This window comes from Sinorhizobium fredii (assembly GCF_002944405.1).
GTDB classification, from domain to species: domain Bacteria; phylum Pseudomonadota; class Alphaproteobacteria; order Rhizobiales; family Rhizobiaceae; genus Sinorhizobium; species Sinorhizobium fredii_C.
In genome coordinates this window covers 792,596-805,337 of record NZ_CP024307.1, presented here as the reverse complement: position 1 = coordinate 805,337, position 12,742 = coordinate 792,596, and the positions used below count along the sequence as shown (strand labels likewise).

Genomic DNA, 12,742 nt, shown 5'->3' with positions numbered 1-12,742 from the left:
AGAGATTGCGACGGACGGCGCCCGGATGCAATCGCCCATCTCCTCGCGCTAAAGCCAGCCGCGTTTCGCAAGATTGCGCATCAGCGATGCAGCTCCGAAGGTCCAGGGCGGGCAATCGGTGGAAAGGCGAACCGTGTTGACGAGGCTGCCGAGGGCGGGGCTCGAGATCGTAACGACGTCGCCGATTTTGTGCGTGAAACCCTGGCCCGGCTCGCCGCGATCCTCGACCGGAGCGAAGAGCGTCCCCATGAACAGCATAAGCCCATCCGGATACTGGTGGTGCGGGCCGATCGTCTGGGTGACGAGATCGAGCGGGTCGCGGCTGATCTCGCGCATCGTGCTGGCGCCCTTAAGGCGGAAGCCGTCCGGGCCCTCGATCAGCAGATCGAGATCGGCGCTGCGCACGTCGTCAATCGCATAGGTCTCGTCGAAGAGGCGGATGAAGGGGCCGACCGAACAGGAGGCGTTGTTGTCCTTGGCCTTGCCGAGAAGCAGCGCCGAGCGTCCCTCGACGTCGCGCAGATTGACATCGTTGCCAAGCGTCGCACCCTTGGCGCGCCCGTCGCCGGAAACAGCAAGGACAATCTCCGGCTCCGGGTTGTTCCAGCGCGAAATCGGATGCAGGCCGACCGCGGCGCCAAAGCCGACCGCCGAGAGCGGCTGGGCCTTGGTGAAGACCTCGGCATCGGGGCCGATGCCGACCTCAAGATATTGCGACCAGACGCCCTCCTCGATCAGCGCGGATTTGACATCGGCTGCCTCCGGCGAGCCGGCCTTCAGGTTTCTCAGGCTGTTGCCGATGATCGCCGTCATCCGCGTGCGGATCGTCTCGGCCCGTGCGGCGTCGCCTGCAGCGCGCTCCTCGATGACACGCTCGATCATCGAGCGGGCGAAGGTGACGCCGCAGGCCTTGACCGCCTGAAGATCGCAAGGGGCAAGAAGATGGACCTTGTCCCGGCCCGGCTCCGTCTTGGCCATGACGGCGTCGACGGAGCCGATGGCCTCTCCGGAGGCCGAACGGACATGGGCGACGGGATCGGAAAGCTCGAGGAGGTCGCGCATCGTTGGCACCGCCTTCGAGGTGATGTCGATCAATTCTCCCGCTCGGACGGTCACAAGGCTCGGCCCTTCGACGTCCGGGCGCCACGCACGTCCGACGAAGGTTCCATTTTCATAGCTCGTGGTCATTCGTATGCCTCCCGTGCTTGCCCGTCCGGTGCATTCCCGTTTCAGTTCTTGCAGTCGAACGCGCGCTCTGTAAAGGACCTTCTACCAGCACAGGTGTGTGTTTCAAAAGGACCGCAACGGAACCTTGCAATATTTCGCGCGTTTAATATTGCAGCGCCTCTCCATCCACGATGGTGAGGCTCTAAATTATACTTGCGATGGTCGAACGCCCCTCCTTAAGTCCTCGCTGATTTGGGGAATCATAGCCGCCAGATGCTGGCGCCGAAGGGACGATGGCCAGAAAGGATGATACTGCCATGGACCCAAACGACCAGTTGAAGGATAGGCCTCCGGTCGATCCGGTTACAGGACAGCCAGCGCCGCGTCCCGAAGTGCATGAGGAGCGCGCCGCCCGAAGCACCTGGCCGTTGCTCGTCATACTGCTTGCCGGTCTCGTGCTTGCGCTGATTGCTTGGTTGCCGGCCGAACTGACCAGGGATGCGGAGGATACTCCCACCTCCTCGACGACGACCACGACGGAGCCCGCGACCGACCAACCCGCCACAAGCGGAGAGGCAACACCGCCCGCGGCAACGCCAGGGGGAACGACACCCGCTGAAACGCAACCTCAGCCGACTACCCCGGCGCCGGCACCGGCACCTGAAGGAACGGCACCTGAAGGAACGGCACCGCAGCCGCAGACGCAGACGCCTCCGGCCCAGTGACCGGAACGCGACGATTTCGGGCGGAGAGGAGGCTCTCCGCCCCCCTGATCTGAGTTCCGCCGCTCCGGCGCAGTGTCGCCTTGGCTTTGCAATCCACTACCGCGATCCGCACATTCATGGACCAGATCCTTGCCGACATCCTCGTTGGGACTCGCACCCCCTATCCGGTCATATTCGCACGGTTGGGCGGAGCAATCTTGCTTGGCGCCCTCATTGGCATCGAACGGGAGAAACGCCAGCGCCCCGCGGGTCTCAGGACGCATATCCTCGTAAGTCTCGCTTCGGCGATCTTCGCTGTAGTCGCGGTAGAGAGCGTGCACATGACGAGCTTGTCGGGCCCGGAGGTCCGCATCGATCCGATCCGCGTCGTCGAAGCGGTAACCGCAGGCGTCGCCTTCCTGGCTGCCGGCATGATCGTGTTCTCGAAGGGCGAGGTCAAAGGCCTGACGACGGGCGCCGGCATGTGGCTTGCCGGCGCCGTCGGCCTGTCGATCGGCTTCGGCTTCTGGTTGATTGCTGCCTTCGCCGCGGTGGCCAGCCTCATCGTCCTTTTCATCCTCGGCCGCATGGAGGTGGCGCTGCAATGGAAGGCGCCCGAAGGTGAAGAGGACGGCGCCAGCGAACCTCGCCGGAAAGACGCTGCCGGGGCACCTTCGGGATCGGGCGAACGAAGTCGATGAGAGAATAGTCTGTGGCCTACGTGGCCGAGCGAGATGAGCGCTTCGGCCTGTCAAACCTAGCAGGCGCTGACCATCGTTTCACTGCCCCCAGTCGGCACCGGCCCTGCCCCGACCGGCTCCCTCTGCCGCAAGACATGCAGCGAGGCGACCGCTCGAAGCGCCTCCTCGGAGGTCGCAAAGATCCGACCATCGAGAGACCACACGCTGTACTTAACCGCGACGAAACGCAATTGCCCATTGTCTGGGATCAGCGCGCCCACGGCCTCGCCGGCGAATTCGATCGTCTGCTTTTTCATTGAAGCGGCCCTCCCTCGCCCGCCGGCTGGGGCGGCTGGCTGCAAGGCAGAGAACGGACGCACCGAACCTTTCCTTTCAGCCGCGGGAGAAACACGCCTCCGCCGCTTAAGTTCCACTGGAGCAAAAAAATCGCTCCGGAAGGCCGAGAAATTTACGCGAGGAAGCGGTCTGGCCTGTAGGGCGCAAGGTCGATCACCGTCTTCTGGCCCGTGATCGCTTCTGCAAGCGCGCGACCGGTGACCGGGCCGAGGGTCATTCCGTGATGGGCATGCCCGAAAGCGAACCACAACCCCTCGTGCCTGGGGGCCTTGCCGATGATCGGCATCATGTCGGGCGTGCAGGGTCGAGCGCCGATCCATGGCTCCTCGTCGCGCCGTTCGGCGAGCGGGAAGAATTCGCGGGCGACGCGCTCCGCGCGGGTCAGCTGCACGGGCGTCTTCGGTGCGTCGCGGAGCGCGAATTCCGCCCCTGTCGTCAGGCGGATGCCGCGGAGCATCGGCGCCAGGAAATAGCCCATTTCCTCGTCCAGCACCCAATTGTTCAATTGTGCACCGTCCTTGGTGCCATAGTGCATATGATAGCCGCGCTTGACCGCAAGCGGGAAATGATAACCGAGCTTGCGCGTCACCGTGTCGGCCCAGGGGCCGAGGGCAACAACCACCTGGCGGGCTTCGAGCGGACCTTCCGGCGTCGCGACGCGCCAGCCGGGCCCCTCGAGAACATGTTCAAGCGTTGCGGCATCGCCCGAGAGGAGCCGGCCGCCGAGGGACTGGAAATAACCGAGATAGGCCTTGTTCAGGCTGTGCGGGTCGCGGATCGACCAGGGATCCGTCCAGCGCAGCCCGCCGGCCAGTTCCACCTGGATCGAGGGCTCCATGGTCTTCAGCTCGCTTGTCGAGAGCTTCTGGTGATTGACGCCGAACCCGGCCGAGAGCCGTTCAGCATCCTTGTAGGCGGCGTCGCGCTCCTTCTCGGTGCGGAACACCTTCATCCAGCCGTCCTTGCGGATGAGGTCGCCGGCGCCGGATGCGTCGATCAGATCGCTGTGCTCGGCGATCGAATTCTCGATCAGCGGAGCGTAGAGATGGGCGATCCGCTGATGCTGGGTGAAGCCCGAGTGCCACCAATACCGCGCCAGGAAAGGCACCAGGCTCGGCAGCGCGCGAAAGTGATAGCTGGCATCGATGGTGTTGTTCAGCGCGTAGCGGAAAAGCGCACCGAAATCATGCGGGAAGCCATAGGGAAAAACCCCCTCCCGCTGGATCAGGCCGGCATTGCCGTAGGAAGTCTCCTCGCCCGCGCCGCGACGATCGAGAAGCACCACAGATTTGCCGCGCCGCGCCAGGTGAATGGCGGTCGAAATGCCGACGATCCCGGCGCCCAATACCACTATGTCAGTCTTCATAGACGATGCCCGTTCCTTCGCCCCGTTCGATCCATGCGTCACGCATTTAGCTTTCCCTATCTCGGGAAACCTTGGCAGCAGGACCCGAGACAGAGGGCGCCCGGGCTCGTCGACAAAGTTCAAGTGATTTCATGAGCGTCGCCCCCGATGATACACGCATGAATAGCCAAGCGCGCCAGGCGGGGCAAGGGACGGCAAAGCTGCCAAGGAAAAGGGTGAGGCTTGAAGCCTCACCCTTTAAAGCAAGATATGTCTTGAGAACTGGCGCGGAGCGCAAGCGATCCGCTCCGTAAAGGCTCTCGTCAGGTTCGTCGGAAGAGTCCCATGACAAGCGAGACCACCAGGAAGATCAGGAACAGGAAGAACAGGATCTGGGCGATTCCCGCCGAGGTGCCGGCGATGCCGCCGAAGCCGAGAACGCCGGCTATGATGGCGACCACAAGAAAGATGAGGGCATAGTAGAGCATTTGCTATCTCCTTGCCTTGGAATTGGAATCCAAACGCTCTGCCGCTCGGCTTTGTTCCGGTTTCGCGGCAGCGCCCGTTAACCAGCCGGAAACCATGTGTTTAGCCAGGGACAGGAAAAACAATCCGCAATTGCGTCGCGGGTCATTACGACCGGAACCTTCGCCAGGACTTGGCGTTCTCCGGAAAACAGAGTTCCTCAGGCAAGATATGAAGATACCTTCGCGACATATACTCAAGACGGTGACAGAGATCACCCGGCCCGAGACGGATATGAGTGTTCATAATCTGCACATCGGCAGGACTTTGCGCGATCTCGAAATGCACACGGAAGAAAAGGGCAACGAGCGGCTTCAGGCGCTGCTTGAAAACCTGGAGCAGTGTGAGGGCAAGCGCCACAGCTAGGCGCGACCATTCTCCTCAAGAAACGTTTTGACGCAGCTCAGATTCCGGCCCCAGGCAGGACGGCGGCAACAACCGAGCGTAGCACGTCCCGGCCACGCGGAACAAAAGGCGTCAGACGGCGTTCTGACAACGATAACGCGCGCCGCAACGGCGGCAGTACAAGGGAGTCGCGAATTGCAAGCCTTCGCCGCGCCTGTCCTGATGGTTCCGGCAGAAGCCGATTCTCCCGCCTTATGGTGGCTGCCGACCATCTCGAATTTATTCCTTGAGAGCTTCATTCCGCGCCGTTTCGACCGCCCCGCGCCCATTTTTCGTTCAACCAACCTCGGATAGGAAAGCACCATGAAGAAGATCCTTCTTGTCGCCAGCGTAATTCTTCCCCTTGCTGCTTCGTGCACGCAAACGGAAAGGGGTGCAGCGATCGGCGCCGCTTCAGGCGGCATCATCGGCGGGGCCATTTCGAACGATGTCCGCGGCGCCGCGGTCGGCGCGGCGGTCGGCGGCGTAGCTGGCGCGCTGATCGGGCGCGCGAGCGAGCCCGGGTATTGCGTCTATCGCGACCGCTACGGCCGCCGCTATACCGCGCGTTGCTGATGCGGCCGCCGCGAAGCGGATCGATTTCGCGTCGACAGCTTCGCCATTTCCGTCGAGGCACAGGCCCTCTCGAAAGCGAGGGCCTGCCGGATCCTTCGTCAATCGTCCGACTGCGCCCTCTCGGCCTCGTCGAGGCGCCGGAGAAGATCGATAAATTGCTGTGGCACAGCCTCGGACTCGACAGCCTGATAGAGCGCTCTCAGGCGGGACACCACGATGCCATTAGCATCGCTTTTCGTGGCTCCGGTGGCCGATTTGCCTCCCGGACGACGGTTGGATTGATCGTTCATTTTTCAGTCCCGGATACCGAAGGCTCAAATCCTCCGGCGGTTTTCCATTCGTATCTCGTCGTCTGCAATCCGTTTCTTGAATTCGCAAGACGCGCGCACAACATTGACGTATCCTGCGTCATGCCACCCCATTAGTGCGACTTTATGCACAATAGTTTAGGAAGGCCTAAATGTCACTTTCCACCAGGATTGCGCCACATCTTCCTTATCTCAGGCGCTACGCGCGCGCCGCTACCGGCTCGCAAGCGGCAGGCGATGCCTATGTCGCAGCCACCTTGGAGGCATTGATCGAAGACATCAGCCTTTTCCCTTCGGCGTCCAACGACCGAATCAGCCTCTACAAGCTCTTCTGCTCGCTGTTCGACAAGCTGGAGGTCGACCGGGCCAATTTGACCTCTCCCTTTGCCTGGGAACAGAAGGCCGCCGCCAATCTGTCGCTGATCGCGCCCGCGCCGCGACAGGCATTCCTGCTCGTCTCCGTCGAAGGCTTTTCGAGCGCCGAAGCGGCGGAAATCATGTCCGTCGACCAGGGCGCCTTCGCCAAGCTCCTCGCCAGTGCGTCGGAAGAGATTTCCCGCCAGGTGGCCACCGACATCATGATCATCGAAGACGAGCCGCTTATCGCCATGGACATCGAGGACATGGTGACGAGCCTCGGGCACCGGGTGACGGGCATCGCCCGCACGCATCGCGAGGCGATCGACATCTATCGCCAGACGTCGCCCAAGATGATTCTCGCGGATATACAGCTGGCCGACGGGAGCTCCGGTATCGACGCGGTCAACGACATCCTGACGCAGGCGGCCGTTCCGGTGATCTTCATTACCGCCTTCCCCGAGCGGTTGCTGACGGGCAACAAGCCGGAGCCTGCCTTCCTCGTAACGAAGCCCTTCAATCCGGAAATGGTCAAGGCGCTGATCAGCCAGGCGCTGTTCTTCGACGAACAAGCGCACGCACGCGCGCGCTGACCTTCAGCCCGGCAGTTGCGGTTCGGGCGTCGCCTCGCGCAGCTGCTCGAAAATGGTCATGGCGATCAGCGAGAGCGGCATGGCGAGGATCGCCCCGACCGCGCCCCACATCCAGGTCCAGAACAGAATCGCGACGAAGATCAGGAATGGATTAATTTCAAAGCGTCGCCCCAGAATCGCCGGCACGACCAGATTCTCCATGGCGAGATGAATGAGGAAGAAGCCGGCGGCCGGCGCGAGCGCTGCGACCAGGGCATCATGGATCATCAGGCCGCCCACGAGCAGCGACAGCGTCATGAACGTGACCCCGAGATAGGGTATGAAGCTCGAAACGAAGGCGAAGAGTCCCCAGAGCGGCGGCATCGGCAAACTGCCGATCAGCGCGATCATCATCGTGAAGCCGCCCAGCGCCAGGTAAATCAGGCTCGCCGTGGAAAAATAGCGCGCCAGCCCGTCTTCGATGGCATTCATGATGCGGATCGCGCTCAAGCGCCCCTCGCGACTCGGAAATGCGAGGATGATGGTGCTGCGCAAGTGGACGCGGCCGAGCAGGAACAGCACGAGGGCGGCCAGGAAGATCAGCGTCTGGATCAGCGCCGGCGTGACGCTCGCCGCGGCGGCGCCGAGGATCGGGCCGGCATTCTTGACGATGACGTCCGCGAAGGCGGCGGCGCCGATGCTTCGCTCAAGCGCAATCCGTCCCCACTCGAAGCGCTCGATGAAGGGCAGCACCCGTTCCACTACGCCTTCGGCCAATCTCGGCGCCTCGCGCGCGACTTCGGTGATCGGCCCCAGCAGCGCATTGACGAGCGAGGATAAGCCGAGCACGAAGAACAGCGCCAGCAGGAGGCCGCCAAGCATCGGCGGAAGACCGAAACGCGCCAGCTCATCGGCTGCCCGGCCGAGCACGATGCCGACGACGATGGCGAAGGCAATCGGCATCAGGATCGCCGCCATCGTATAAACGGCTGCAGAGCAAGCCAGGACGAACAACCCGACGATGCTCCCGGCAACCACGAGATCCATGCCGTCGCGCTTCTGGGCAGCCGCCTTCGTCGCCTCCGCCAAGGCGATTTCCTTGTCGGCATTGCGCTTGCGGTTCCGGACAGCCGCTACACTTTTGGCGTCCATCGACACGCCTCTTCAACCTGCTCTGCCGCTGCCTCGCTTCTTTCCTGAGTGCGGCAAGAGGAAATCATGGGCAGTTCGCCGCCTCTCGATCTCGACGGCCGCGCGGTCAATGCTTTTCGGGAGGGAAGATGTGGAGCGTCACGGAAAGCAGCCCCAGCCCCACAAGGATTATCAGCAATGTGTAGGCGACCTCCTCCGACGTCCGCGGGAAAAGGCCGAAGCCCAGAATCACCCCGGCGATCAGCAGCAAACACAGCCGCGGCAGCCAGTAGACCATGGGCGATTCCTCCACATGCGGTTTGATCCACAAAAACGCTTCGAGGAGGAGAATCGTTCCGGCTGTGGGTATCGGCAGCGCACAGCAAAACGCCGCCGGGCCGTTCAGCCGGCGGCGTTCAAAATAGAGACATGAAGCGGTGTGACGCGACGCCTCAGAGCGCTGCCGTCACGATAACCTCGACGAGGTATTCCGGCGTTGCGAGCTTGGCTTCACCGGTGGCGCGGGCAGGCGTGTGGCCCTGCGGCACCCAGGCATCCCAGACGGAATTCATCTTGGCGAAATCCGCCATGTCGGCGAGCCAGACGGTGGCCGAGAGGATGCGCGTCTTGTCGGTGCCGGCGAGCGCTAGCAGACGATCCACTTCGGCGAGCGCCTGCTTGGTCTGGGTGACGACATCGTCTCCAGCGTTGCCAACCTGGCCGGCCAGATAGACCGTGTTGTTGTAGACCACGGCCTGACTCATCCGCGGGCCGGTTTCAAAGCGCTTGATTTCCATATTCGTCATCCTGGTGTTGGGCCGAACAAGGGATTGCCGGCCAATTCGGCTGCCCGCCGCCAGGGCCGGAATTCAAGTGGCGGCGCCGAAGCTCTACACGATCGGAATGAGAACGCCAACAAGCCGCGCTTCCGTGCGAGACGCGGCTTTCTGGGTTTTTTACTCGGCTCGCTCGGAGCCGCTCAGGCGGCGCTCTTGCGGGCGAGCCGCGCCTTGATGCTCGCAACATCGGCACGCGGCGTGGCCGCGAACAGCGTCTTGGTATAGCTGTGCTGCGGATTGGAAAACACCTCGTCCCGGCTGCCGTATTCGACTGCCTCGCCGTAATACATCACCATCACGTCGTCGGCGATGTAGCGCACCACCGAGAGGTCGTGGCTGATGAAGACATAGGTGAGCTTGAACTCGTCCTGCAGATCGGCAAGCAGGTTCAGGACCTGGGCCTGGACGGACAGGTCGAGCGCCGAAACGGGCTCGTCCAGCACCAGGAGCTTGGGATTGAGCATCAGAGCGCGGGCGATGGCGATGCGCTGCCGCTGACCGCCGGAGAACATGTGCGGATAGCGGTTGTAGTGCTTCTCCTCCAGGCCGACCTTCTTCAGCATCGTCATCGCCCGCTCGCGCCGCTCGGCTGCGGGAACTTTGGTGTTGATCACCAGCGGTTCCGCAAGGATGTCGCCGATCTTCTGGCGCGGATTGAGCGATCCGTAAGGATTCTGAAAGACGATCTGCACCTTGCGGCGCATTTCCGTGGTCAGGCCATCGCGTGCGATGTCCACCTTATTGCCATCGATCAGCAGCTCTCCGGCGGTCGCCGGGTCGATCAGGGTGATGATGCGGCCGAGCGTCGACTTGCCGCAGCCGCTTTCGCCGACGATCGCGAGGGTCTTGCCCTCGTCGACGGTGAAGCTGACGCCCTTCAGCGCATGGACGGTCCGCGCCTTGCGGAACAGGCTGCCGGGGATGTGATAGTCGCGCACCAGGTTGCGGGCTTCGAGAACGTGGGTCATCGAGCGGCTCCCTCGAGCGTCTGCTGCTCATTGAAAAGTTCGGAAATCGTCGGCAACCGGTCCCCCGTCGCGTTTTCCGGAAGGGCGGCGAGAAGCGCCCGCGTGTAATTGCTCTTCGGCGATTCGAACAGCGACAGCACATCCGCCTCCTCGATCTTACGACCCTTGTACTGGACGACGACGCGATCGGCCGTTTCGGCGACGACACCCATGTTGTGGGTGATCATGATCAGGCCCATGCGGTATTCCTGCTGCAGTTTCATCAGCAGGTCGAGGATCTGCTTCTGGATCGTCACGTCGAGCGCCGTCGTCGGCTCATCGGCGATCAGGAGCTTCGGATTGCAGGCAAGGGCAATCGCGATCATCACGCGCTGGCACTGGCCGCCCGACATCTGATGCGGAAAATGCCCGAGGCGCTCGCCCGGATCGGGAATGCCGACGGCCTCGAAGAGCTCGATGGCGCGCCTGCGCCGCGCCGTCCGGTCGAGGCCCATATGGATGCGCAGCACTTCCTCGATCTGGAAACCGACGGTGAAGCAGGGATTGAGGCTCGCAATCGGCTCCTGGAAGATCATCGCGATGTCCTTGCCGACGATCTTGCGGCGCTCGGCCGACGGCATTTTCAGGAGATCCCGCCCGTTGAAGGCGAGCTTGTCGGCCGTCACCTTCGCGGTCCAGGGCAGAAGCCCCATCGCCGCGAGCATCGACACGGACTTGCCCGAACCGGACTCCCCGACAATCGCCAGGACCTCGCCCTCATGAACCTTGAGCGAAACGCCGTCGACGGCTCGGAACGGCCCGGTAGCCGTCTGGAATTCGACGACGAGATTTTCGATTTCAAGAAGCGCCATGTCAGGACCTCTTCAGCTTGGGGTCGAGAGCATCACGCAGTCCATCGCCCATCAGGTTGATTGCCAGAACGGTCAGGAGGATCGCGAGACCCGGAAGCGTCACGACCCACCAGGCCCGCAGAATGAATTCGCGGGCTTCTGCAAGCATCGTTCCCCATTCCGGCGTCGGCGGCTGCGCGCCCATGCCGAGGAAGCCGAGCGCCGCTGCGTCGAGGATCGCGCTCGAAAAGGAGAGCGTCGCCTGAACGATCAGCGGTGCCATGCAATTCGGCAGGATGGTCCTGAACATCAGCCTCAGGTGCCCCGCCCCGGCGACCTTTGCGGCGACGACGTAGTCGCGGGTCTTCTCCGACATCACCGCGGCGCGCGTCAGCCGGACGAAATGGGGCTGGAAGACGATGGCGATGGCGATCATCGCATTGGTGAGACCCGGCCCCAGTACCGCCACCAGGACGAGCGCCAGGAGCAGCGACGGGAAGGCCAGGATGATGTCCATGATCCGCATGATGACGGTGTCGACCCATCCACGGAAATAGCCGGCGATGACGCCGACCAGAATGCCGCCGCTCAGCGACAATGTGGTCACGATGACGCCGACGAACAGCGAGAAGCGCGTGCCGTAGATGAGGCGCGAAAGCATGTCGCGTCCAACGGCGTCGGTTCCGAGAAGGAACTCGACGCGCCCCCCCTCCTGCCAGAAGGGCGGCAGCAGTACCGCGTCGCGGAACTGGACGGTCGGATCATGCGGTGCCACCAGCGGAGCGCAAATCGCCAGCACTACCAGGAAAAGAAAGAAGAAGAGGCCGATGACGGCGCCGCGGTTCTCCGAGAAATAGTACCAGAATTCGGCGAGCCGCGCCCGGCGGGACGGGTCGGTCGATATGGCGGTTGTTGCGGTAACTTCGGTCATATCGCCCTCCTCAATGCCGGATGCGCGGGTTGATCAACCCGTAGAGCATATCGACGGCGAGGTTTACCAGCATGATGACGCCGGCGATGATCAGCAGCCCGCCCTGGATGACGGCGTAATCGCGCCGGAACACCGAATCTACCATCCACTTGCCGATGCCCGGCCAGGAGAAGATCGATTCGGTCAGAATTGCGCCCGCCAGCATCACGCCGATCTGCAGGCCGATCGTGGTCACGACCGGGATCATCGCATTGCGCAAGGCATGGATGCCTACCACTCGAAAGGTCGGAAGCCCCTTGGCGCGCGCGGTGCGGACATAATCCTCCGAGAGCACTTCGAGCATCGCCGAACGGGTCTGCCGCGCGATGACGGCGAGCGGAATGGTGCCGAGCACGATCGTCGGCAAGATCAGATGACTGAAGGCCGATTGGAACGCCCCCTCCTGCCCCGACAGGAGCGAGTCGATCAGCATGAAGCCCGTGACCGACGGAAAGAAGAACATCAGCGAGATGCGCCCGGACACCGGCGTCCATTGCAGCATGCCGGAGACGACGATGATCAGCAGCAGCCCCCACCAGAAGATCGGCATCGAGAAGCCGACGAGCGCCGTGCCCATGATCAGCTGGTCGAGGATGGAACCGCGCTTGATCGCCGCAATCACGCCGGCCGGGATACCGACGACGACGGCAAAGATGATGGCGCACAGAGACAGCTCGACGGTTGCGGGAAAGAGCTCCATGAATTGGTCGATCACCGGCTTCTTGGTGACGATCGAGGTGCCGAAGTCGCCGCGGACGACACCCCAGAGATAATCCAGGTACTGCACGACGATAGGGCGGTCGAAGCCGAGCTGGTGAGAAATCTCGGCGTGCCGCTCCGGCGACATCACCCGTTCGCCGGAAAGCAGCGCCACGGGATCGCCCGGAAGCAGGCGGATGAAGGAGAAGGCAATGATCGACACCCCGATGAAGGTCGGGACCAGCACTGCCAAGCGCCCCAGCAAGAATCGAAACATAGTCAAACCTCATGCCATCGTAACCGCGGCCTCGTTGCTGCGGCACCGGCAAA

General features: G+C 62.7%; 17 protein-coding genes. 5 read left to right on the top strand and 12 right to left on the bottom strand.

Translation table 11 applies throughout. The features are described from left to right. Positions 1-48: 48 nt before the first annotated feature. Positions 49-1,188, bottom strand: a complete 1,140-nt coding sequence (locus tag NXT3_RS03815; RefSeq protein ID WP_179864778.1) for a fumarylacetoacetate hydrolase family protein — start codon at positions 1,186-1,188, stop codon at positions 49-51. 296 nt (positions 1,189-1,484) lie between these two features. On the opposite strand from NXT3_RS03815, the gene NXT3_RS03810 reads away from it, so the two are divergent. Continuing rightward, complete coding sequence (locus NXT3_RS03810) at positions 1,485-1,892, top strand: hypothetical protein (RefSeq protein WP_097526392.1); 408 nt, start codon at positions 1,485-1,487, stop codon at positions 1,890-1,892. A gap of 116 nt (positions 1,893-2,008) precedes the next feature. Further along, complete coding sequence (locus NXT3_RS03805; RefSeq protein ID WP_104838806.1) at positions 2,009-2,572, top strand: MgtC/SapB family protein; 564 nt, start codon at positions 2,009-2,011, stop codon at positions 2,570-2,572. 56 nt (positions 2,573-2,628) lie between these two features. Here the strand turns inward: NXT3_RS03805 and NXT3_RS03800 are convergent, their stop codons facing one another. The 3 genes from NXT3_RS03800 to NXT3_RS03790 form a co-directional block, all read right to left on the bottom strand. After that, positions 2,629-2,868: a hypothetical protein gene (locus NXT3_RS03800; RefSeq protein ID WP_097539221.1), complete on the bottom strand. Its 240-nt coding sequence runs from the start codon at positions 2,866-2,868 to the stop codon at positions 2,629-2,631. 152 nt (positions 2,869-3,020) lie between these two features. Further along, positions 3,021-4,274, bottom strand: coding sequence for an NAD(P)/FAD-dependent oxidoreductase (locus NXT3_RS03795; protein ID WP_037413146.1), 1,254 nt, complete (start codon positions 4,272-4,274; stop codon positions 3,021-3,023). A 302-nt stretch (positions 4,275-4,576) separates the two neighbouring features. Next, complete coding sequence (locus tag NXT3_RS03790; RefSeq protein WP_012706940.1) at positions 4,577-4,741, bottom strand: DUF1328 domain-containing protein; 165 nt, start codon at positions 4,739-4,741, stop codon at positions 4,577-4,579. A gap of 271 nt (positions 4,742-5,012) precedes the next feature. Here NXT3_RS03790 and NXT3_RS32890 point away from each other — a divergent pair, with 271 nt between their 5' ends. Further along, positions 5,013-5,144 (top strand): hypothetical protein, encoded by a 132-nt coding sequence (locus tag NXT3_RS32890; protein WP_272939094.1) that lies wholly within the window; start codon positions 5,013-5,015, stop codon positions 5,142-5,144. Between the two features lie 342 nt (positions 5,145-5,486). Next, the gene (locus NXT3_RS03780; RefSeq protein ID WP_037378934.1) at positions 5,487-5,738 is read left to right on the top strand and encodes a YMGG-like glycine zipper-containing protein; all 252 of its coding nucleotides are present in this window, start codon (positions 5,487-5,489) and stop codon (positions 5,736-5,738) included. Between the two features lie 98 nt (positions 5,739-5,836). On the opposite strand, the gene NXT3_RS03775 is transcribed toward NXT3_RS03780, so the two are convergent. Continuing rightward, positions 5,837-6,028, bottom strand: coding sequence for a NepR family anti-sigma factor (locus NXT3_RS03775; protein ID WP_104838805.1), 192 nt, complete (start codon positions 6,026-6,028; stop codon positions 5,837-5,839). A 170-nt stretch (positions 6,029-6,198) separates the two neighbouring features. Here NXT3_RS03775 and NXT3_RS03770 point away from each other — a divergent pair, with 170 nt between their 5' ends. Further along, positions 6,199-6,996, top strand: a complete 798-nt coding sequence (locus NXT3_RS03770; RefSeq protein WP_104838804.1) for a response regulator — start codon at positions 6,199-6,201, stop codon at positions 6,994-6,996. Between the two features lie 3 nt (positions 6,997-6,999). On the opposite strand, the gene NXT3_RS03765 is transcribed toward NXT3_RS03770, so the two are convergent. The 7 genes from NXT3_RS03765 to NXT3_RS03735 all read right to left on the bottom strand — a co-directional run bounded on the left by NXT3_RS03765 (position 7,000) and on the right by NXT3_RS03735 (position 12,689). Further along, on the bottom strand, positions 7,000-8,127 hold the full coding sequence (locus tag NXT3_RS03765; protein ID WP_037413134.1) for an AI-2E family transporter: 1,128 nt from the start codon (positions 8,125-8,127) through the stop codon (positions 7,000-7,002). A 106-nt stretch (positions 8,128-8,233) separates the two neighbouring features. After that, positions 8,234-8,404: a hypothetical protein gene (locus NXT3_RS03760; protein ID WP_080605498.1), complete on the bottom strand. Its 171-nt coding sequence runs from the start codon at positions 8,402-8,404 to the stop codon at positions 8,234-8,236. 154 nt (positions 8,405-8,558) lie between these two features. Further along, positions 8,559-8,903 carry a RidA family protein gene (locus NXT3_RS03755; protein WP_037413132.1) on the bottom strand — a complete coding sequence of 115 codons (345 nt, stop codon included), beginning with the start codon at positions 8,901-8,903 and terminating at the stop codon, positions 8,559-8,561. A 182-nt stretch (positions 8,904-9,085) separates the two neighbouring features. Beyond that, positions 9,086-9,913: a dipeptide ABC transporter ATP-binding protein gene (locus NXT3_RS03750; RefSeq protein ID WP_037413131.1), complete on the bottom strand. Its 828-nt coding sequence runs from the start codon at positions 9,911-9,913 to the stop codon at positions 9,086-9,088. Further along, the gene (locus NXT3_RS03745) at positions 9,910-10,764 is read right to left on the bottom strand and encodes an ABC transporter ATP-binding protein (protein ID WP_097526371.1); all 855 of its coding nucleotides are present in this window, start codon (positions 10,762-10,764) and stop codon (positions 9,910-9,912) included. The genes NXT3_RS03750 and NXT3_RS03745 overlap by 4 nt, the downstream gene beginning before the upstream one ends. Position 10,765: 1 nt before the next feature. Next, positions 10,766-11,674 (bottom strand): ABC transporter permease subunit, encoded by a 909-nt coding sequence (locus NXT3_RS03740; protein WP_037413129.1) that lies wholly within the window; start codon positions 11,672-11,674, stop codon positions 10,766-10,768. 10 nt (positions 11,675-11,684) lie between these two features. Then, a complete protein-coding gene (locus NXT3_RS03735; RefSeq protein ID WP_037413126.1) occupies positions 11,685-12,689 on the bottom strand; it encodes an ABC transporter permease subunit in 1,005 nt (334 codons plus the stop codon). Positions 12,690-12,742: the final 53 nt, after the last annotated feature.

Coding starts and splice junctions, on each gene's coding strand:
- NXT3_RS03815 (WP_179864778.1), bottom strand. CDS start 1,188: ATGACCACGAGCTATGAAAATGGAACCTTCGTCGGACGTGCGTGGCGC.
- NXT3_RS03810 (WP_097526392.1), top strand. CDS start 1,485: ATGGACCCAAACGACCAGTTGAAGGATAGGCCTCCGGTCGATCCGGTT.
- NXT3_RS03805 (WP_104838806.1), top strand. CDS start 2,009: ATGGACCAGATCCTTGCCGACATCCTCGTTGGGACTCGCACCCCCTAT.
- NXT3_RS03800 (WP_097539221.1), bottom strand. CDS start 2,868: ATGAAAAAGCAGACGATCGAATTCGCCGGCGAGGCCGTGGGCGCGCTG.
- NXT3_RS03795 (WP_037413146.1), bottom strand. CDS start 4,274: ATGAAGACTGACATAGTGGTATTGGGCGCCGGGATCGTCGGCATTTCG.
- NXT3_RS03790 (WP_012706940.1), bottom strand. CDS start 4,741: ATGCTCTACTATGCCCTCATCTTTCTTGTGGTCGCCATCATAGCCGGC.
- NXT3_RS32890 (WP_272939094.1), top strand. CDS start 5,013: ATGAGTGTTCATAATCTGCACATCGGCAGGACTTTGCGCGATCTCGAA.
- NXT3_RS03780 (WP_037378934.1), top strand. CDS start 5,487: ATGAAGAAGATCCTTCTTGTCGCCAGCGTAATTCTTCCCCTTGCTGCT.
- NXT3_RS03775 (WP_104838805.1), bottom strand. CDS start 6,028: ATGAACGATCAATCCAACCGTCGTCCGGGAGGCAAATCGGCCACCGGA.
- NXT3_RS03770 (WP_104838804.1), top strand. CDS start 6,199: ATGTCACTTTCCACCAGGATTGCGCCACATCTTCCTTATCTCAGGCGC.
- NXT3_RS03765 (WP_037413134.1), bottom strand. CDS start 8,127: ATGGACGCCAAAAGTGTAGCGGCTGTCCGGAACCGCAAGCGCAATGCC.
- NXT3_RS03760 (WP_080605498.1), bottom strand. CDS start 8,404: ATGGTCTACTGGCTGCCGCGGCTGTGTTTGCTGCTGATCGCCGGGGTG.
- NXT3_RS03755 (WP_037413132.1), bottom strand. CDS start 8,903: ATGGAAATCAAGCGCTTTGAAACCGGCCCGCGGATGAGTCAGGCCGTG.
- NXT3_RS03750 (WP_037413131.1), bottom strand. CDS start 9,913: ATGACCCACGTTCTCGAAGCCCGCAACCTGGTGCGCGACTATCACATC.
- NXT3_RS03745 (WP_097526371.1), bottom strand. CDS start 10,764: ATGGCGCTTCTTGAAATCGAAAATCTCGTCGTCGAATTCCAGACGGCT.
- NXT3_RS03740 (WP_037413129.1), bottom strand. CDS start 11,674: ATGACCGAAGTTACCGCAACAACCGCCATATCGACCGACCCGTCCCGC.
- NXT3_RS03735 (WP_037413126.1), bottom strand. CDS start 12,689: ATGTTTCGATTCTTGCTGGGGCGCTTGGCAGTGCTGGTCCCGACCTTC.